Source organism: Candidatus Nitrosotalea bavarica, from assembly GCF_900167955.1.
GTDB classification, from domain to species: domain Archaea; phylum Thermoproteota; class Nitrososphaeria; order Nitrososphaerales; family Nitrosopumilaceae; genus Nitrosotalea; species Nitrosotalea bavarica.
On the sequence record NZ_FUYK01000003.1, the window covers coordinates 1 to 20668 of the forward strand.

Here is a 20668-nt window from a genome sequence, read left to right on the forward strand (position 1 = left end):
CAACAAGGACAAAGACCACAACAACCAGGTCAGAAACCACAACAAGGACAAAGACCACAACAAGGACAAAGACCACAACAACCATCACAGCCAAAACCACAAACAATTACAACTGAAAAATCAAAAACTGCAAAGTCTAGTACTGAAGTCAAAGTAAAGAAACCACGTGCACCACGAAAGAAGAAAGCAGAAACTGCTGCAACAAAGCCAGAAGGTACAGTTTCTACAACTGAGACTTCAAAGACTGAAACAAGTACCTCATCTTAGGTATTTTCTCTTTTCATTTTCTAAATACCATTTTTATTATCGCATTTTTGATCATATTTGATTGCCAAGAAAGATACAGATTACAATCATTGGAAATAACGAAAATGGAACTACTCCTGAACTTGTAAAGATTGCATATGAAACAGGAATTGAGATTGCAAAATCAGGAGCGGTTTTAATTACAGGAGGGTTAGATGGTGTGATGAAAGCTGCAAGTCATGGTGCAAAAGATGGTGGAGGTTTAGCTATTGGAATTATACCCCAAAATGATGCATCATTTGCAAATGAATATTGTGATATCGTAATTCCAACCGGCATGGGCCTTGCAAGAGATTTTCTTACTGCATTATCAGGTGATGGTGTCATAATTATCGGCGGAGGTTCTGGAACTTTATCTGAGACTTGTGCTGCGTACATGCACAAAAAACCAATTGTGGCAATCAAAACAAGTGGAGGGGTTGCAGAAAAATATGCCGACCAGTATCTAGATCATAGAAAAAATGTCATGATAATCGGAGTAGATACTCCAAAAGAAGCTGTTAAAGTAATTTTAGAGAAAATTAATTTTGCTGCATAGATTTCAAATACGGATCTGGCTCGTAGAACTTGTTCTCTTTAGATAATCTTTGTAATTCATCTACGATTTTTTGTATGCCGAACTCTTTTGCGGTATCAAACAATGGCTTTTTGAGCCCCATTCCAAGAGACAAAGCCTTTTCAATCTCTATGACATCACTTGCTTGATTTGTTACAAGCCATGCCGCATTATTTAGTATGTTTCCCAGTAGCTGTATTGGATTGAATTTCTTTGCCAGATCTTCAGTTAGATTGATTCTCTCATATTGCTCACCAGAATACTTGTAGAACCCCTCCCCACTTTTTTGTCCCAGTTTCTTTTCATTGTATAGTTTTTCAATTAATGGATGCGGATTGATGACCTTTTTGTCTCTAGAATGCATCTCTATCGTAGCTTTGTGAATTACATCCATTCCTGTAAAGTCTGCCAATTCGAATATGCCCATTGGGAAGTGTAATGTGAATTTTACTGCCGAATCAATCTCTTCTTTTGTAGCACCTGTACGGTCCATTGCATATGCAGCTTCATGCACTAGCGGAATAAACAATCTGTTTACGATGAATCCGGGTACATCTTTTTTGCATACGACTGGTTCTTTCGATACTGATTTTACAAAATTAATTGTCATATCTAACAATTCCTTTGATGTTTTTTGTCCCGGTATTACTTCTACTAGCTTCATCAATTGCGGGGGATTGAAAAAGTGGATCCCGATAAATCGCTCTGGTCTTGATGTAGTGTTTGCAATCTCGGTGATAGGTAAAGTGCTGGTGTTTGATGCAAAGACTGTCTTTTGTTGAGCAACTTTGTCTACCTCGGCATATACTTTTTTCTTTAATTCCATTATTTCAGGTACTACTTCAATCATCAAGTCACAGTCTTTGAGAGATTGGGCCAAATCAACTATCGGTGTAATCCTTGAGAATATTTCTTGTCCTTGTTGTTCTGTTATCTTTTGTTTTGATACTAACTTATCCAAAGACCATTTGATTTTTTCCATGGCTTTATCAAGAAATTGTTGTTCTATATCACGCAAAATTACATTGTATCCTGCCATTGCAGATACCTGGGCAATACCATGACCCATTATTCCAGACCCCAAAACCGTGATGTTTTTTATCGTCATGTTTACTAGTCTAATTTGCATCTATTTGTAAGTTTTTGGAGATAATCGATTATTTTATCATATTTTTCCCAAGGGGTTGGATCTTATTAGCAATAGCAACACAAACCCTACTATCATTACAGATATTGTTGATACTGGAAATTCTGGAATTATCGCTTGAATTGTTTCATTAGACATCTCTATCACATTAGACTGTGTAGAGTTTGCTTGATTCACAGATGCAAGATTTCCCACAATCACCTGACCAGTCATCCACGGATGTATTGCACAAAAATAATTATAATTGCCAGATGTTGCGAATGTAAATTCAAATGTCTTTTCAGACGGGATAACACCGCTATCAAATAAAGAACCTACATCACATCCTGAAACATTTACTGTTTTATGTACAGAGTACGTATTTTGACCAATTCCTTCAACTACAACAACTTCAAACGACTTTGCTGCTGGAGAGACGTAGGCCTCATAGACCAGTTTTCGTATAGGCGCAATTACATTATCTGCAGCATATGGTTGGTATTGGGCAAGCTTTGCATAAATTGTTTCAGTAAGAGATGTGCGAACCATTACCGTTGGATCTACGTTCCTGCTATCGGTTTCTACTTGAATTGTAAAATGAGGTCCGTTGCATAGATTACCTACACTTGTAATTGTGTGACTCACAGAATCTAAATTCTTCCAAGTTACGGTTGTTCCAGGTACAACATTTAGTGGATTTGATGAAAAACAATTGTTTGCAATTACACAAGGAGCGTTTGCACTAGAACTTGCGCCTGTCTGAATATCCACCTCTGCTTGTACTTGTCCCAACGCTGGAATGACAGTGAAAACTCCAAATGCTGTACACAGTGAAATTATTCCACAGCATACAATACAAAAATAATTCAATTCATAATTTGTTTCATACTGGAATATATCGTTTTATTGGACATGTAAGGAAAGCAAAAACTTTGAACCCAAGAGTAAAAGAGTAAAAAAGATATTTCATTTCAAAAAAAAGTCCAAATGAATTTGTGCTATACACAGGCTATATCGTTTAAATCTTTTCCATCATAAAGTTCCTTTATGGCATTAGTGTCACAGTCTGATATGAATGGAAAATCTGTCTCAATCACATAATGCATCAAATCTTCTTGAACAGTTGAATGCCCCAGTCCCAACGCATGGCCAAATTCATGCCTGATTACTGCCCCCAGTCGTTCTGGTGAAAGGTGGTCCACATCATAAACAGTTATGGACGATTTGAGTATCTCCTGCCCGTCTGTTGTAGTTTTTGTATATCCGTGATACCCATCTGGATTTTCAAGATTGGAGAGAGTTATTGTTATGTCCCCCTCTTCCATTGGAGATTGGATTATGTTAAACTTGGTTGGCATGTAAAATTTAGAATTTTCATTTTTTATGGACTCGATTGCACCTTGCCAACCTTTGTAATAAGTTGAAACAGTACCAACGGGGCCCCTATCTACCAAAGAGTTATCTATTTTCATAGATTCTTCTGAGAGAATTGCATTCTTGATGGCGTCAATCTTTTCTTTTGAAATATCATCTGCATTTACTATATTGACGTTAAGAATTTGATTATTTGTCAAATGCCATGGCTTCCATGTGTCAATTGTGTTACTCCTCAAGTCTTGTATCAGAAATTGTGTTTTGAGTGGAGCATTGTTAGAATTACGATATAACTGTAAATCACTTGGAACATAAGAAACAAAAATAAAAACTGCAAGTCCTAGCGCCACTACTATTGTAATATTTCGTAAAATCTTATTTTTACGCGGTTCTCTTAATAATCCAGTTAAAATTTTCTTGTCTTCGTGTAGAGTTTCAATGGTCCTAGTTTTCTCTGCAATATTATGTTCAAGATGAACTGTAGTTGTTTCTAATGCATCCAAACGTTTCTTAAGATCCAAATTCATTTCTTGAAGTAAGTTTTTTTGGGATACTAGGTCTTCAAGAAACTCTTGTTTCATAGAGTAATTGCCCTTACCGGAGATATTTTATTCAGGACATGCACTATCTCGTCAATATCATAAGGCTTGTAAATTATTGCAGACGCGTTGAGTGAAAACAACTTTTCACGCATAATATCTGACGAATCAGATGTCATCATTATGATTGCGGCATCTGGTTGGATTTTTCTGATTTTCTCAAATGCGTAAAATCCATCATATCGTTCCATCAAGACATCTAAAAATACCACGTCTGGTCTAAGTTTTTTATACGTCTCTACTGCCTCAGAACCATCATACCCCTTTCCGATTACCTGGATTCCCTTAATCTGTAAAAAATCAGACAGGATAGATACTACTCCCTTATCATCATCAATCACTGTGGCAGTAAGGGAGTTTTTGTCATTTACCGGATAAGGCTGAGAATAACTTACCATTTGTTTTATGAAATGCAGAGTATGCATATTAGATGAATTTTGTTTAGATTGAACAAACAAATTTTTCCTAATTTTTGACCGATCAGAATATTTCATACCGCATGTTGTACAAAAAGTTAATTTGAATAAAGTTATAGTTCTCAGTTTACAAAAGATTTTTTTGAATATCTATCTCAGATAATTTTTGAATTTGCTCGAAAAAGTAAATATTGTAACAATCAGGATAAATGAAATCCCAAACATGGGTATGGTAAAAGTGCCAAACTCTGGAACTGTTGCAGTCATGGTCTTGGTCTGTGTGACAATGAAGCCATTGATCTTTGCACTAGCTGCTATATTGAAATTACCAGACGTTGCAGTAGGCGGAATTTTAAACTGTAGTGCAAAGTTTCCGTTTTGATCAGAGGATATGGTTCTGATGAGTATGAGATTTCCAGAAGAATCTTTGATTTGTAATGCAACCAGTACGTTTGGTTGTCCTGTCACCATACCGCTTAGTTGAACTATATCTCCTGGAAGATAAGCGCCCTTGTTAGTTACAAGAGTTATTGATTGATCCACCTGAGCAAAAGAATTCAAGACTCCTGAAGAAGCAAGCAATGCTATCACGGTAAAAGATAGGAATCTATTCTGATTTTGCCTATGAAAGTCCGACAAAGTATGATAGTTCATTGGATTGTGGTACACCCCCCTTATTTGGCCAGTCTGTAAATACATTGGCATAGATACTGGCTAATCCAATCCCAGAATCTGAGGGGACATAATAAGGAAGAATTACTTCTGATTGCCCTGGGCTTAATGCATACTGGGCAGACGCAGTACCAAGACTGCTCACGTTAGAGTCAAAGATATTTACAGTTATGAGAGATTGTGCAGTTACTGCTGAGTCAATTACGACTTTGACATATCCTGTCTGTCCTCTTTGGATCAAGGATATCGGATTACCTTGCTGATCAGTGGGTTGGACTGATATAATTGTGATTCCACTTGGTCCAGTAGAATTATTTTCTACGTTTGTAACACAGGGATTTATTCCATTTATGACTGTGAGTTGTCCCATCCCATTAAAGCATGACTGGATTTTATTGTCTGCAAGACCATATGCAACATTTAGTTCATTGTTAAGACTAACCATTTGAACATGGTTTATGGTAGCATATTGGTTAAAGACTGCAAGTGCTTGATCTAAATTTCCTCCGGTGTTAAGTGTATTCTGCATTGCAGTATTTGCCACAGACATTCTCTGTTTCATAAAATTAAATTCGGCTTGGAATACTGGGATAGTTCTATTGTCACTCACGGTTGTAAGAAAGTTTGAGTATGCTACATTAGATGTAGTGGACGCACTTGCCTGTTCAAGTGTAGTAAGATCTTGTTTGAGTTGGCTAGATGCGGCCTGTCTTTGTTGTAAAACCAATTGTTGGTTTAGAGTATCAGCAGTCTCATTTCCTAAAATATTTGCTACCTGTCGTTTGGACGTATTGATTTCTTGCAAAATTTTCATTGCCATCGGATTGTTTTGAAGACTTGGGCCTGCTAGTGTTGTGAATTGAATTGAACTTGAATTGGATTGATTTCCAGAAACTGGGATACTTGTACCGTTTACATTAATACTGCTTAGATCAACATTCACTGTTCCTACAGAATTGATTGCAGTATTTTTTGCAGTGCCGTTCTCATATGAAAGTGCGAGAAGACGTGCCTCACTAGGACTCATGAATGTCATAGTATCATTTTGAATTACAACTCCAAGTGTTGCATAAGCTTGGTTATTTGTCATTACTGTAGATATTGTATTTCCTGTCCCCGAAGATAGTCCATTCGATGAACTTGTGCAGCTTTGCGGAGGAACTGGAACATATGATATGGGAAGTGTTGAAGGATCTTGGAGATCTGTTGCAAGACATGACTCTGGACTTAACGGTATACCTCCATTGTTAGGCCAATCCGAATATACGTCGGTAAAAACATTTGCTAGTCCTGCTTGGACACTAGAAGGAATGAAAAATGACAAGATCAGTTGTGAAGTTCCAGGGGTTACAGTTGATTGGATAGAGGTAGTACCAAGACTGCTCTGATTGGCATCAAAGAGGTTAAGTGTTAAGAGTGCCGGCATTTTTTCATCGGATGAAAGTGAGACCTTGATAAATCCATTTTGACCCTTTGGTAGCATTGAAACAGGATTTCCTTGTTGATTTGTGATTTGTACCGAGTCAATTGTAACACCATGAGATTTGAGTACTGTAAACTGGGTAGAGTTGGTATAATTCATTCCATCCACAAGGGTATTGACAACGTCATGATAGATTCCAGTTTGATAAGTGTCAGGAATTTTGAATTGAATGTACCCTGTTCCATTATCATCTGTCGTTATCGTTCTTGATATGATATTGTCACCTTTTGGATTTGAAACTCCTACAGCAATACTTTGGAGACTTTGGCCTGGAAGATTTACAGATAAAGTGACTACATCTCCATATGCATAATACAATTGATCAGTATTCAACAAGAGAGATGATGGAAGTAGAATTACGGATGACTGGGATGTGCCATAACTACCAGAATGTGTGTTATCCCCGCCATATGTTGCGGTTACTGTTACTTGATTTGTAGACGATATGGATGGAGTATATGATACGACACACACATTAGATGAAAGCATGCATGAAACTGGATTAAATGTGCCCCCTGCATTACCATCACTCCATGATACAGTACCAGCAATTTGTTCTGGTGAAATAGTTGTATCAGATAGTGTTGCAGTAAACTGTACGTGAGACCCTCTAGCTATGGTTCCTGTATTTGGTGTGACCGTTGTGACAGTATTAGATTTGGAAGAGATAGTTACAGATGATGTACCGGTACTACTAGAGTGTAAATTATCTCCATCATATGCGGCAGTCACTACTATTGAATTTGGATGATTGATTGCAGTGGTGTACGATACAATACAGTTACCAGATGAAAGTATGCATGAAACTGGATTAAATGTGCCCCCTGCATTACCATCACTTAATGATATAGTCCCAGTAGGAATGGTTGGCAAGTTGGATGTATCATCTATTGTCACGCTAAGTTGAACTTGAGATCCAGGATTTATCATTACAATATTTGGTACGATGGTGGTAGTGGTATTATTTAGTAGATTTGGTGGCACAGAATATGTTCCCACACTCACATAATGAGAGGTATCTCCGCCATAGTTTGCAGTGATAATTATCGTATTTGCATAATTTTGTGGCGGCGTATATGATACAGAACAGATTCCTGATGATAAAATACAATATGACGTACTAAATGTGCCTCCCACATTTCCATCACTCCAGGATATAGTCCCAGTAGGAATGGTTGGCAAGTTGGATGTATCCATAAGTGTTGCAGTAAACTGGACCTCAGAACCAGGGGTTATTGGAATGATATTTGGTATGATGGTGGTAGAAACTACATGAAGTACATTTGCTGTTAAAGTGGAGGTATTAGAGCTACCAGAATGTGTACCATCTCCACCATAGTGTGCAGTTATTATTATTGTACTTGGATAATTTTGAGGTGGCATATATGATACGATACAAACACCAGATGATATTCCGCATGTAGCAGAGTTAAACAAACCTCCCACATTTCCATCACTCCATGATACTATGCCAGTAGGAATGGTTGGCAAGTTTGATGTGTCAGTGACTTGCACAATAAAGGATGTTGGAGATCCTTGATTCATCACAAAATTAGGTGTTACAACAACTGATGTGAAATGTATGAAATTTACTGGCAGATTAGATATTTGTGGCATGCCATGATGAGATGAAGTCATGTTATATCCGGCAGTATTGTTTGAAAATGCTCTTTGCGGTATACCGTGATAAGGTGAAGTCATGTTATTTCGTGGGGCAGGTGATGTAGTTGATTGACTAGTACTAGGTTGTATAGTAGAACTGTTAGTACTTGGAGATGTAGTTGGTTGACTAGTACTAGGTTGTATAGTAGAACTGTTAGTACTTGGAGATGTAGTTGGTTGACTAGTACTAGGTTGTATAGTAGAACTGTTAGCATTATTTTGAGAATTTGTAGTGCCATCTACTGAAATAATTTGAAATGATGAGGATCCATTATTTGTAGATATGTTTGAAACTGAGTCGCTTGACGAATTGATAATGCTAGAATTACCAAGTGATTCCATGGAAAATGCATATTGTGGAAAAACTAACATTGCCACAAAGAAAATAAAGATCAGTAGTGTAAATGTCATTTTGCTTTATATGGGCAATTCAATAAATAAAGAATTACGACACATTGTTCGGTAACATTGTTACTGATAAAAGTGTAACAATTCATTATGGGAGAATTCAAGAATTAATCCCGTGAATTATCTTTCTAAAATCTAAATTTTCGAGATATTCCCAAGACACCAATGACAGATATGACTACAATCATGCCTGCAAGAGAACCAAATTCTGGTATAGGCATAGCAAGTTTGGAATTCATTGTAATGTGGTATTTGTCTACAAAGCCTGCAGTTACTTCCAGCGCATATTGAGATGGTTGTCCGGTTCGATTATAGATTGGACATGTAGACTGGTCAGCAAAAGTACAAGGTGGAACGTTCTGTTCTATGTGTAATACATTTCCATTACTATCAAACCAAATCATGTCAAGTGAAAATTTCATGTTTGGCATCCACATGGCAAGAACTTGAGGGGCATTAGGTATGAAAAGCATACCTTCAGTGTAAGGAAGCGGATCACTATTCTGCAATCCTTGTTCCATTTTATCTGGCGTATCAGCTATTTTCACATTGAGAGTAACATTATCTAGGGTTATTTCCTGACTGGAAAAAGTACTTTGGTTAGATGATAATACAAATGCTGTAGAAGCACTACTATCGGCTTGGGCATATTTAACAAAAAATAGCAAGAGCAGGCATACAAGTAATGCTGAAAAAAGTAACGATTTTTTCAATTATATCTTACATGTCGGGGGTAGAAAATTAACTTTTCAATAAATCAAGTCTAAAAGTTACTGATCTTTTTTCAAATATGTGTTTTAAATCGCATGTTGTCTGCAAATTATCTCAAGCACTACCTTGTTTTCTTTTACAGTGTATCTATAATCTCTTTAATATGGAGTGGAATCTCTGGTAATTCACCAATGTGGCTGATGTTATTCTGTAACACATCTGGACCTATTCTCCTCACTCTTTGGGTCCCAATTAATGTAGCAATGCCACGGTCTATATCCTTTTGAGGTAAAACCGCTTTTAGTTTTTCAAGCAAGGTGTTCTCATCTTCATACTTGCTAATGGCATGCTGTAAAAGTATCAGTTTGTCTTCGTTGGATAAATCCGTCATTCACTATAATCAGTTTTATCTTGATAAAAAATCTTTTTAAAAAACATAATTTCTTAGAAAAATTATCGAAGTGTCATATTACTCTAGCACCAATAATTAGAAATAGCATCAAATAGTACAAAATAGTCAGGTAAGAGAAAATTATGATTCAAGTTATAGGATATGCCGCAGATCAAGCAAAAGCGCCACTGGCCCCACATGTATTTCAAAGACGTGAACCTCGTGATTGTGATGTAGTAATAGATATCCAATATTGTGGTATATGTCATACGGACATACATCAAGTAAATGATGAGTGGGGCGGTTCTGTTTTTCCAATGGTTCCAGGACACGAGATAGTAGGAGTTGTTTCTCAAGTTGGAAAACAAGTGGCTCATTATAAAATAGGAGACAGGGTGGGGGTAGGGTGTTTTGTAGATTCTTGTCGCAAATGTACTCCATGTAGTAAAGGACTAGAACAATATTGTCTTGAAGGAATGACTACAACATACAATGGTGTAGAAAGGGATGGAAAGACGCCAACTCAAGGAGGATACTCGAACAAAATTGTAGTTGATGAAAACTATGTTCTCAAAATTCCAGACAATTTACCACTGGATAAAACAGCTCCTCTGCTATGTGCAGGCATTACCCTCTATTCTCCTCTCAAGCATTGGCAAGCAGGTCCGGGAAAGAAAGTTGCAATAATTGGCCTTGGAGGCCTAGGACACATGGGAGTAAAGATTGCACATGCGTTAGGTGCTGAAGTAACCGTACTGAGTCACTCGCTCAAAAAACTAGAAGATGGTAAAAAAATGGGGGCTGACAAATTTTATGCTACATCAGATCCTGAAATATTTGAGAAACTACAAGGATACTTTGATTTGATAATTAGCACCGTCTCGACAGACTTTGATTTGAATAAATTTTTGAATTTGTTAACACTTGATGGCACAATGGTACAAGTCGGTCTTCCTGAAAAGGAAACACAGGTGGGATTTGTATCATTAATTAGTACTCGTCGAAGTCTTGCAGGCTCACTTATTGGCGGAATTCTAGAGACCCAGGAGATGCTCAATTTTTGCAGCAAGAACAACATTGTAAGTGATATTGAGATAATTCCAATTCAAAAAGTCGATGAGGCATACAAACGAATCTTAAACAGCGATGTTAGATATAGATTTGTCATAGACATGAAGTCACTCAAATGACTAGTTAATACAGAATGTATTTTTCATCACACATTCAGATAAAAAATCCACTCGGTAGATTATGCATGTAATTCAGCTATCCTCTTAAACCCCATACTAGATGTATAAGAGTAGATTTTGGATTTAGAGAAATTCACTGAAGATGTATACACTGTGGCTGAAAACCTAACAACTGGGCAGGCGCCGGAAATCAAGGCCAAGATAAATTTCGTGAGAGAGAGACTAATCGAACTATACAAGAAAAATCTTGTAAAAATTAACCATTCAGTATTGGAGATAATCTGCGCCTCAAATCTGATAGCGCATGGATACACTGTGGATATAGAAAAACAACTTTCCAATATTCTAGTCTGTGACGTATTTGCAACAAAAGGAGATGGCACATTTATTATGGAAATTGAAACTGGGTTTACCCCACCAGATCATGCACTAGATACTATAGACTACTATGTAGCAAGAATATCAAGTAAAATTGCAAGATATAGCAAGCATTGCTCAAAGTTTGCGTTAGCAACACCAGTTGTTGGAATTTTACCAATTCCAAAATTATTCTTAAAACCTCCAAAGGATAGAAAACCAGAAGAAATTCAAAAAATCAAATCACTAGTAGATAGATTTTATAAAAATCCGCCAATCGATACAGACGACATACTAAATGCACATCTGCATTCAATATATCTAATCAATATAGACAAGGGATTTGCAAAACAGCTAGACCCGTACACATATCTTGAACTTACAGAAAAACTCCAAGACGCAAGTGGATTAGACCTATGAGAGAAAATTTCAATTAACTCTTTTTTTATGTGTATATAATGATTCAGAGTATAAAATGTCCAATTTGTAGACAGAAATTCATAGAGCATTCTGAATTGCAAGAACAAATCTGTAAAATCATCATGGTAAAAGAATTTGCAGGAAATTGTCTTGGATTTGATGTAGAACACTGGAAAAAAAAGCAAGACATGTGAGAATTTAGTTTTCAGTTGTACGAATGACATGTTGAGAATCTAAAATGACGTATTTATAAAAAATACCCCAAACTGTGAACTATTCCATATTACTCAAAATATGTTTTAAGATAAAAGCAATGTCAAATAAAGATAATACATAATTGTATTGAAAAGTGTCATCCGTCCTTGAGTGGGCATGGCAATTCCTAGTAATAACATGCCAACGCATCGTACTACCTTTCCCTCCTTGCCATTGTCGTACATTTCTGAAGAACGGTGTTTTCATACACCTCTTCCCTAACCAGAAATGTTCAAACATCACCTAACAAGAAAATCAAGTCCTTACCTGAAGTTCTTTATTGTCAAGCGAGTCTTCACATTTGTCGGTCGGATGACAGCATAGTATGCTGCATCGTGAAATAAAAGGACTACCTATATAGAATCTATAGATCTAAATGAATAAAATTCGTAAATTTTTATTTACAGATAATCTTTTTTGAGAATAAGTTTGTTGACCAGTCGTATTATTCTACGATATAATGGATTTTTCTCATCATCTCGAATTGCAAGTGTACCATCCTTGCAATAATACACTGCGACCTTTCCATCTAGAGAGATAATTTCAAACGAGTCATACGTGGATTCATGAAATGAGGAGGCTGGAACACCATTTGATCAGTTTGCAATCCTTTTTTTACACGAAGGTAAGAACATGTGGAATGCTTCTATAACTTGTCACATACGACCAATTAATCTACATTCAGAGTAGTCAATTATTTTATTATTGAATCTTTTTTGCCTGCATTGACTTTCTTCGCTCTTCAGTACAAGATTTCATTTGTTCTGGGGTGTGCTCTTTTACAGGTCGTGAACACATGGCACATGTAGGAATAATTTCTATTGGTTTTCTTTCAAACTTCATAATATTCAGGATCTTGATAATCTGATTCTATCACCAATAAATTATTTTTGTTCGTCGACTGGTCTAATTGTATAATGGAACGTAGGATCAGACCAGAAATACCCAGGTGTGATGTAAGAAACGCGGCAGCTTCTTCCAGTGCATTTGCGCCCCTCCATCCTTCATCATATGTCATTTCTATTATCCCCTTGTCTGTTTCAACAAGTGCCGTAATCAGAGAATAAGGTCCAAGAGCATCATCCTTTTTTTGGATGTATAGATTCAAGGTCACATTTTTTACGACGTGTCCTTGTTCCAAGAATTTCCCTCCAGACATTAATGCAATTGTTTTATCAGGTGTCCTGTCCATTCTCTCAGGATCTGCAACTTCGATTACCTTTTTCACATACTAATTACGTAACCAATCTAGATAATCTTTGCAGGCAGACAAACTATATCCCATCCCGACTCATCTTTTCGAGATTTTATGCCTATGGAAGATATTATTTTGAAATGTATCGGATTCTACTTTTCGTCGTCAATGGTTCCGCCTTGACCATAAAGTACAGGTATTGAGATTGTACTTGTGACATGCGGAACAGTTCTTACTTTGCTTATGGTGGAATCTACTTTTGTCACATCATCTGCTACAATTTTAACAAATACATCATATTTACCCATGATTCCATTTACTTCAACGATATTTGACAATTCTTTAATTTTTTGTATTACCTCTTTTTCATTTCCTGGAATGCATGTTGCAAGAATGTATGTAATCATACACAAGCATAACCAACATCTGATGTTAAATATCTTTTGAAAAAGAATCACCTCTAAACCAATTTGTTAGATTGTTTCAACATAGCATGGTATCATCTTATAACCAAAAAGTCAAACATGAAAATAAAGAACAATTCTACAGATGAACTGATCAAAATGTCAGAAACAGTACGGGAAGAGATTACACGTGATGTTATGGAAACTTTTGGAATAGATTTGTCTCATCAAGAACTAATTCATCATGACAAGACAAAACCCGTATGGACCCAGCAGATTCAAGATAATAAATCTATAAAAATTGAGCTTGATTCATTTCTGAATCTTGTCAAAAACAACGTAGAACGCATGCCCGAAATGATACAATTTGAGAAAGATCACCCGTCAGCAGATATTTCAAACCATCCACAGGATTCCATATCGTATGATCTAGAATTTTTATGGATATGCGAATCTCATGTCAAAAAGTTTGAAAATGAAAAATATCTCTCAGAAAAAGAGATTGTCAAATATTATACAAAGATTCAACAATTAAAAGACGAGATAAAGGACATAACAATAGGCCAAAGTTTGCAAAACTAGTAAAAACCTAAACCGAAATCTTCCTGGTTCTAGACAATATTATCACTGTAATCATGGCAATAGAAATGGCAAGTGTGGCAAATTGACCAAATTCTGGAATTACAGATGTACCAGATAATTCAAGTTCTTTAGAGCCTATTGGGAGGTAACAATCAAGTATTCGCATGGTGTCAGTTTCACTTTGAGTGCATTGAATATTATTTCCATCAACCGTGAGTGTAATATCCCCACCCGATGTATCCACTATTTCCTTTGGAATTTGATATTTTTGTTCTACCGTACTTGTTGTAACGTTGAAGGTATTCATTGCAACTGTAATCTTGTTATCTGTAGTAGATACTGAGACTTCACCATATTGTACCAAATTTGTTCCAATTGTTCTAACTGCTATCTGACTGTCAAGTACTGGAATTATAGTCAATGTACTAGGGGTAACAGTAAAATGAAACTGTAATGTCTGGGTGTCATATTTTACATTGACAGTATAATCTCCACCAATAGAATCATCACTTATCACAAAATCATGAACAAAGAGATTGTTTGACAAGTCAACTTGACCAACATCATATACATTTCCTATGGGATTTCGTATGATTATCGTGACTGGATTGCTATCTACTACCTGTGGAACTGAGCCGGTAATTGTCACCTTATCCCCTTGCTCATACGAACTCTTGTCTGATGTTGCAGTGATTGTTCCAGTATCTGCATAAGCTGGAAAAACAATTGAAGATATGGCAAGAAAAGATAGCAGAATAATTACATTATTTTCAATTTTCATCCAAAAGCTCTTGGGGCCCATATGATATTTAACTGTGATTTAATTTCGTACAACTGATATAATGTTAGAAAAATGAGTCAAGACCTGCCTTTGTCTTTGGTATCTCTTGCTGTTCTAAGAATTTAGTCATCTTCTCACCCATGCCTTTGGCAGCTGTAACTTTACGTTTTCCTATCCAGTAATAGGTCTCATCAGTAGTATCTTTTGCAATCAATACGACCAATTTGCCATAGTCTTTTCTTCCAGTACGGCCTTTTCTCTGAACATAACGAATCGAGCTTGGGACGTTATCAAAAAATACCACCAGATTAACTTCAGAAATATCCAGACCTTCTTCCCCCACCCGGGTTGCAATAAGTACTTTGTATTCACCATCTCGAAATTTCTGTATTGTCTCTATCTGTTTTTTTTGTTTAAGCCCAGTCTCCCCTGCCTTTCCAATTAAAAATCCAGCTGGAATTCCCATTTCATTTAATTTTTTATGTATTACGTCTACAGAATCCCTATAGCTAGTAAAAACAAGTGCCTTACCAGAAATTCCATGTAAAACTTCTTTTAGTTTTTCCATCTTGGAATGCTCAATTCCTTTTGCCTGTGCTTCTCTTGCAAGACGTACCGCTTTTCCAAAATTTATGTCATTTTCAAATAAATCTTTTATACCGGCCCCTTTCTTTTCTTGCGTCCTATCACAGAACCTAAGAAATGATGTTACACCGTGGGATTCAAAGACATGTAGTGCATGAATTAATCGTATTGCAGTAAAAAGTGGCTTGGCAGCTCTGCGATTCTGTCGTATTACAAATTCCCGTACACGTAAAAGTTCAGACATAGACCTATTCCCAGACAGATTTAGGCCCAATTTTTTCAATTCAGAGTATCTCGAATCAATGGCATCTTTGATCAAGGCCTGGATCTCTTTCATCTCAGGTGGAAGTTCTACTGTTATCCATTGAGTATCAGTCTGCTGAACATATGGGCTTACATCTGGACTCTCTTCAGTTCTCTGTGCAATACTTGCAATTTTTAATATTCTTACCATATCTTCTGCTTTTTGTTTTTCACTAGGCAATGTGGCAGTCATTCCAATGATTCTAACATCCATGTTCGAAAATCTTTCCGCAATTCCAGAATATGCATAATCGCCTACTGTTCTATGTGCTTCATCAAATATTACTAACGAAAACTGTTCTGGTGATACTATTTGTCTATCTAAATCATTTTTTACAATCTCAGGTGTTGCACAGATAACACTGTTAATCCAAAGTTTTTTTCGTTTAGCAAGAAGGTCTTCACCGGTAACTAGTGTGACATCGTCAATTAACAAATTATTTTTTAAAAATTCATAATGTTGGTGTGCAAGTACTCTAGTTGGTGCTAAAAACAGCACGCCACCTTTTCCTCTAGACAAAAATTCTGCAATCACATGTAATGCTACTGTTGTTTTTCCCAATCCTGTAGGTAAGACAATCAAACAGTTTTCAGAGATTGCCTGCTTTGCCAAATTATCCTGATATGCTCTATGTTCAATACTTGATTTTTTTATATACCGATGCTCTACAAAGTTGTCAGTCAATTGTATCCACATTTGGTAATCTTGGGTAAAAAGCTTGTTTAAAATTAAGAGCTAAGCTTTGCTTACTTTTGTTTTCACAAATTTGTAATCTTATATTGAAGCACGATACAGTTTGACTGTGAACAAGACATTTGAACGTCCAACATGGGATGAATATTTCATGCTTCAGGCAGAGCTTGCAAAATTACGTTCTAATTGCATTACAAGACATGTGGGAGCAGTCATTGTACGAGGAAATAGACAGATTGCTACAGGATATAATGGAACACCACCTGGTGTCAAGAACTGTTTTGAGGGCGGCTGCAAGAGATGTCAGCTTCGTATGGAGGGAAAAGTTGCTTCAGGAGAAGGACTAGACAGATGTTTATGCAATCATGCAGAAGCCAATGCAATAATGCATTGTGCCATATTGGGAGTAGGGTCTGGCACAAAAGACTCTACGCTGTATACTACATTTGTTACATGTCTTGAATGCAGTAAGATGGCAATTACAATAGGGATCAAAAGAATAGTCTGCCTTGGGAGTTATCCTGAAACAGATTATGATCTATTACATGAAGCCGGATTGGAAGTTGTAGTTTTAGATAGAAGTAGAATAAATTATTGGATAAAGGTATTACTTGAAGAACCAAGTGTCAATCTAACACCAAAGTGATGATATAATGTCAAACGCAGTAGAAGAAGTAACCACCACAATGCCACCTGCACTACTTGTTTCGGCATCATATGATGGAATGAAAAAATGTGCGGTACTGAAATTTTATGAACCAAAATCACAGACACTAAAACTCTGGTATGACAATACCGGCCACAAACCATATTGTTACTCAAAATTAGATCCTGAAGAATTAAAATTTTTGTCAAGTAGAACTGATGTGGTAAAACTAGAACGGGTGCAACGACAAGACTTGCTAAAAGACAGGATGATCAACGTTACAAAAATCACAGTATCAGATCCGCTTGCAATTGGTGGAACACAGACTGACAAGAGCATACGAAATATAATGGAGACATGGGAATCTGACATAAAATATTATGAAAATTATTTATATGATAATTCTCTAATTGTTGGAAGATATTACAGTGTAGAAGAGGGTAAACTCAAAGAATATAATTATCCCATACCAGACGAGGTCCAACTTGCACTCAAAGGTCTGCTGTTTGACAAAGTAACAAACATGGGAATCATAGATTCCAAAGAATTTCAAAATCACATAAGTGAATGGGCAAACCTTCTCAACCAACCCATACCCAACATAAAACGAATTACTTTTGATATTGAGGTAGAATCTGAGACTGGAAGACTTCCAGATGCAAAAATTGCAGATAAAAAAATCACAGCAATTGGATTTTGTGCAAGTGATGATTTCAAGGCAGTCTTTGTTCTAAAAAGGGCAGGGCGTCCGATGGGAACAAACGAACTTCCAGAAGGCGTTAAAATTTCTTTTTATGAAGAAGACAAAGAAGCAGATATGATAAAAGACGCATTCAAAATTTTAGAAAGCTATCCATTTGTTATGACATTTAACGGAGATGATTTTGATATGCCTTTTATGTATAACAGGGCAGAACGTCTAGGTGTTCCACTAAAAGAGATTCCGCTAATAATGATGCGTGATTCTGCTACGCTCAAAAAAGGAGTTCATATTGACTTGTACCGTGCATTTTCCAATCGTTCATTTCAAATCTATGCATTCTCACACAAGTATAATGATTTTTCACTAAACAGTATCTGTGAAGGACTCATCGAAGAGTCCAAGACAGAGTATGAAGGCGAATTGGAAGATTTGTCATTTTATGAATTGGCAAATTATTGTTTTAATGACGCAAGAATAACGCAAAAGCTTACTAGTTTTAACAATGATCTTCTGATGAATCTACTTGTCGTAATTACAAGGATTGGAAGAATGCCAATTGATGACATATCAAGAATGGGAGTATCACAGTGGATTCGTAGTTTATTTTATTATGAACATAGAAAGCACAATTTTTTGATTCCAAGAAGGGATGAGCTTGATCTAAAATCAGGAGCCGCATCAACTGAAGCAATAATAAAAGATAAAAAATATCGTGGAGGGCTGGTTGTAGAACCAACAGAGGGAATTCACTTTAATGTCTCTGTAATGGATTTTGCCAGTCTATATCCCAGTATAATAAAAGTGAGAAACTTGTCCTATGAGACAGTACGCTGTACGCATGACGAATGCAAAAAAAACACCATTCCAGGAACAAGTCACTGGGTATGTACCAAAAAGAATGGACTTACTGCCATGCTTATTGGTTCTCTGAGGGACTTGCGTGTAAACTATTACAAGAGTTTGTCCAAAAACCCAAGTCTTTCTGCAGATCAAAAGCAGCTATACACAGTGGTTAGCCAAGCACTCAAAGTTATTCTAAATGCAAGCTATGGGGTAATGGGTGCAGAAATATTTCCACTGTATTGTTTACCAGTTGCTGAAGCCACAACGGCAGTTGGACGATATACAATTTTAGAAACAATTGAAAAATGCAAATCATCTGGAATCGAGGTATTGTATGGAGACAGTGTACTTCCAGACACACCCATCATAATTCGTAGAAAAGGAGTCGTAGATGTGATACCTATAGAATCATTGATGCCACAAACTGTAACCAGTTCAAGATACGATAAATTTGGAGATGTCGAAGTGTTAACAGAAAAAGGATTCACTAAAATAAAATATGTCTACAGACACAAGGTAAAGAAAAAAGGGTACAGAGTTCTTACTAGAAAAGGGTTTGTAGAGTGCACAGAGGATCATAGTCTTGTCATAGATGGAAATAATGTAAAACCATCAGAACTAAAAAGCGGAGATAAAATTAATCTGATTAAATTCAAAGCAGAATCTAAAGTTAATGTAAGTCCTGACCTGAGCTGGCTATTTGGACTTTTTATTGCGGAAGGTACATGTGGTATCTACACATATGAAAAGAATACAAAGAATTCCTGGAGAATTGTAAATCAAAACAAAAAATTATTACAAAAAGCACAGAAAATTATACTAGAACATTTATCTTTGGAAACAAGCATCATGGACATACGTAAAAGTAGTTCTACATATGCGCTTGTTCCTAAAGGTAATCATAAATTATTTGTTGATTATTTCAGATTTCTTTGTTATCGTGGTGATCAAAAGGGCATACCTCAATCCATACTAAATGCCAACATTGAAGCAAAAAAGGCATTCATTAATGGAATGTTAGAAGGTGATGGACATACTGACATAAATGGATTAACAATACTTGATCAAATTCACAAGACAGTAATGACTGGTATTGTAATCATGCTCGAACAACTTGGATTAGAATATTCTTTACAAATAAGAAAGGACAAACTAAATGTTTGCAGACTCAGAATAATCAAAGACCAAACAGACACAAGAATAAAACAATCTGACATTATCAAGAAAATTGAAACATTTGACATAAACGGGTATGTGTACGACTTGGAAACAAAAAATCATCACTTTTGTGGTGGATTGGGCAACATATTACTTCACAACACCGATTCATTATTTTTAAAAGCACCATCAAGAGATCAAGTGCAACTAGTAGTTGATTGGGCAAAGATAGAGTTTGGAGTTGATTTGGATTTGGACAAAGAATACCGTTATGTTGTATTTAGCACAAGAAAGAAAAATTATCTCGGAGTACAAAAAGACGGTAAAGTTGATGTCAAGGGCCTAACAGGAAAAAAATCCCATACGCCTCCATTTATCAGACATTTGTTTTATGAAATATTGGACATATTGTCCCAAGTTCAAAATGAGCAAGAATTCTCACAATCCAAGGCAAAGATTGGTGATATGATAGCAGGATATGCCAAGAGATTAAAGGCAAAACAAATTCCATTGACAGACCTTGCGTTTAATGTCATGATAAGCAAGGCGCCATCAGAATATGTAAAAACTATACCGCAACATATTCGAGCTGCAAAATTATTGGAACAAACAAGAGAAATAAAAAAAGGAGACATCATATCATATGTGAAAATCATCAACAAGCCGGGGGTAAAACCTGTGGAGATGGCACGGCCCGATGAGATTGATACTCCAAAATACATGGAGTTCATGGAAAGTACGTTTGACCAGATTTTATCCTCAATGGACCTTGATTTTGCAAGCCTAATTGGTGCCCCCAAGCAGACCGGATTGGACCAATTCTTTTGGAAATAGCCTAGCATCCGATT

General features: G+C 36.4%; 20 protein-coding genes and 1 pseudogene. 8 read left to right on the top strand and 13 right to left on the bottom strand.

Going from position 1 to position 20668, the window contains the following annotated elements:
* A pseudogene (locus C0Q33_RS09440) lies at positions 1-267 on the top strand (hypothetical protein); the annotation flags it as partial.
* 61 nt (positions 268-328) lie between these two features.
* Positions 329-844: a TIGR00725 family protein gene (locus C0Q33_RS01000; protein WP_101476746.1), complete on the top strand. Its 516-nt coding sequence runs from the start codon at positions 329-331 to the stop codon at positions 842-844.
* Here the strand turns inward: C0Q33_RS01000 and C0Q33_RS01005 are convergent.
* From C0Q33_RS01005 to C0Q33_RS01040, 8 genes are all read right to left on the bottom strand, one after another.
* Positions 828-1970: a 3-hydroxyacyl-CoA dehydrogenase family protein gene (locus C0Q33_RS01005; protein ID WP_101476965.1), complete on the bottom strand. Its 1143-nt coding sequence runs from the start codon at positions 1968-1970 to the stop codon at positions 828-830. The genes C0Q33_RS01000 and C0Q33_RS01005 overlap by 17 nt on opposite strands.
* 57 nt (positions 1971-2027) lie before the next feature.
* Positions 2028-2858, bottom strand: coding sequence for a cupredoxin domain-containing protein (locus C0Q33_RS01010; protein ID WP_101476747.1), 831 nt, complete (start codon positions 2856-2858; stop codon positions 2028-2030).
* Between the two features lie 128 nt (positions 2859-2986).
* Entirely contained in the window at positions 2987-3943 is a 957-nt protein-coding gene (locus C0Q33_RS01015) for a matrixin family metalloprotease (protein ID WP_101476748.1), read from the bottom strand.
* Positions 3940-4455, bottom strand: a complete 516-nt coding sequence (locus tag C0Q33_RS01020) for a response regulator (RefSeq protein ID WP_245867272.1) — start codon at positions 4453-4455, stop codon at positions 3940-3942. The genes C0Q33_RS01015 and C0Q33_RS01020 overlap by 4 nt, the downstream gene beginning before the upstream one ends.
* A gap of 72 nt (positions 4456-4527) precedes the next feature.
* Positions 4528-5031 (bottom strand): hypothetical protein, encoded by a 504-nt coding sequence (locus tag C0Q33_RS01025; protein ID WP_133120963.1) that lies wholly within the window; start codon positions 5029-5031, stop codon positions 4528-4530.
* Positions 5000-8605 (bottom strand): hypothetical protein, encoded by a 3606-nt coding sequence (locus C0Q33_RS01030; RefSeq protein WP_133120964.1) that lies wholly within the window; start codon positions 8603-8605, stop codon positions 5000-5002. Before C0Q33_RS01030 ends, C0Q33_RS01025 begins: the two co-directional genes overlap by 32 nt.
* 125 nt (positions 8606-8730) lie before the next feature.
* On the bottom strand, positions 8731-9270 hold the full coding sequence (locus tag C0Q33_RS01035; protein ID WP_133120965.1) for a DUF192 domain-containing protein: 540 nt from the start codon (positions 9268-9270) through the stop codon (positions 8731-8733).
* A 179-nt stretch (positions 9271-9449) separates the two neighbouring features.
* Positions 9450-9704, bottom strand: a complete 255-nt coding sequence (locus tag C0Q33_RS01040) for a hypothetical protein (protein WP_101476752.1) — start codon at positions 9702-9704, stop codon at positions 9450-9452.
* A 143-nt stretch (positions 9705-9847) separates the two neighbouring features.
* Here C0Q33_RS01040 and C0Q33_RS01045 point away from each other — a divergent pair, with 143 nt between their 5' ends.
* The 3 genes from C0Q33_RS01045 (at position 9848) to C0Q33_RS09150 (ending at position 11865) form a co-directional block, all read left to right on the top strand.
* Positions 9848-10894 (top strand): NAD(P)-dependent alcohol dehydrogenase, encoded by a 1047-nt coding sequence (locus C0Q33_RS01045; RefSeq protein ID WP_101476753.1) that lies wholly within the window; start codon positions 9848-9850, stop codon positions 10892-10894.
* 117 nt (positions 10895-11011) lie between these two features.
* Entirely contained in the window at positions 11012-11671 is a 660-nt protein-coding gene (locus C0Q33_RS01050) for a hypothetical protein (protein ID WP_101476754.1), read from the top strand.
* Between the two features lie 38 nt (positions 11672-11709).
* Positions 11710-11865 carry a hypothetical protein gene (locus C0Q33_RS09150; RefSeq protein WP_165776401.1) on the top strand — a complete coding sequence of 52 codons (156 nt, stop codon included), beginning with the start codon at positions 11710-11712 and terminating at the stop codon, positions 11863-11865.
* A gap of 763 nt (positions 11866-12628) precedes the next feature.
* On the opposite strand, the gene C0Q33_RS09155 is transcribed toward C0Q33_RS09150, so the two are convergent.
* The 3 genes from C0Q33_RS09155 to C0Q33_RS01060 form a co-directional block, all read right to left on the bottom strand.
* Entirely contained in the window at positions 12629-12769 is a 141-nt protein-coding gene (locus tag C0Q33_RS09155; protein ID WP_165776402.1) for a hypothetical protein, read from the bottom strand.
* Positions 12759-13154 (bottom strand): hypothetical protein, encoded by a 396-nt coding sequence (locus C0Q33_RS01055; RefSeq protein ID WP_245867273.1) that lies wholly within the window; start codon positions 13152-13154, stop codon positions 12759-12761. The genes C0Q33_RS09155 and C0Q33_RS01055 overlap by 11 nt, the downstream gene beginning before the upstream one ends.
* 119 nt (positions 13155-13273) lie before the next feature.
* Complete coding sequence (locus C0Q33_RS01060; RefSeq protein WP_101476755.1) at positions 13274-13528, bottom strand: Lrp/AsnC ligand binding domain-containing protein; 255 nt, start codon at positions 13526-13528, stop codon at positions 13274-13276.
* 117 nt (positions 13529-13645) lie between these two features.
* Here C0Q33_RS01060 and C0Q33_RS01065 point away from each other — a divergent pair, with 117 nt between their 5' ends.
* The gene (locus tag C0Q33_RS01065) at positions 13646-14107 is read left to right on the top strand and encodes a hypothetical protein (protein WP_101476756.1); all 462 of its coding nucleotides are present in this window, start codon (positions 13646-13648) and stop codon (positions 14105-14107) included.
* A gap of 7 nt (positions 14108-14114) precedes the next feature.
* Here the strand turns inward: C0Q33_RS01065 and C0Q33_RS01070 are convergent, their stop codons facing one another.
* Both C0Q33_RS01070 and C0Q33_RS01075 read right to left on the bottom strand, forming a co-directional pair.
* On the bottom strand, positions 14115-14888 hold the full coding sequence (locus tag C0Q33_RS01070; RefSeq protein WP_101476757.1) for a hypothetical protein: 774 nt from the start codon (positions 14886-14888) through the stop codon (positions 14115-14117).
* A gap of 64 nt (positions 14889-14952) precedes the next feature.
* Entirely contained in the window at positions 14953-16461 is a 1509-nt protein-coding gene (locus C0Q33_RS01075) for a DEAD/DEAH box helicase (protein ID WP_245867274.1), read from the bottom strand.
* A gap of 118 nt (positions 16462-16579) precedes the next feature.
* On the opposite strand from C0Q33_RS01075, the gene C0Q33_RS01080 reads away from it, so the two are divergent.
* The gene (locus C0Q33_RS01080; RefSeq protein WP_101476967.1) at positions 16580-17116 is read left to right on the top strand and encodes a deoxycytidylate deaminase; all 537 of its coding nucleotides are present in this window, start codon (positions 16580-16582) and stop codon (positions 17114-17116) included.
* Between the two features lie 7 nt (positions 17117-17123).
* The gene (locus C0Q33_RS09465) at positions 17124-20654 is read left to right on the top strand and encodes a DNA-directed DNA polymerase I (RefSeq protein ID WP_101476759.1); all 3531 of its coding nucleotides are present in this window, start codon (positions 17124-17126) and stop codon (positions 20652-20654) included.
* Positions 20655-20668: the final 14 nt, after the last annotated feature.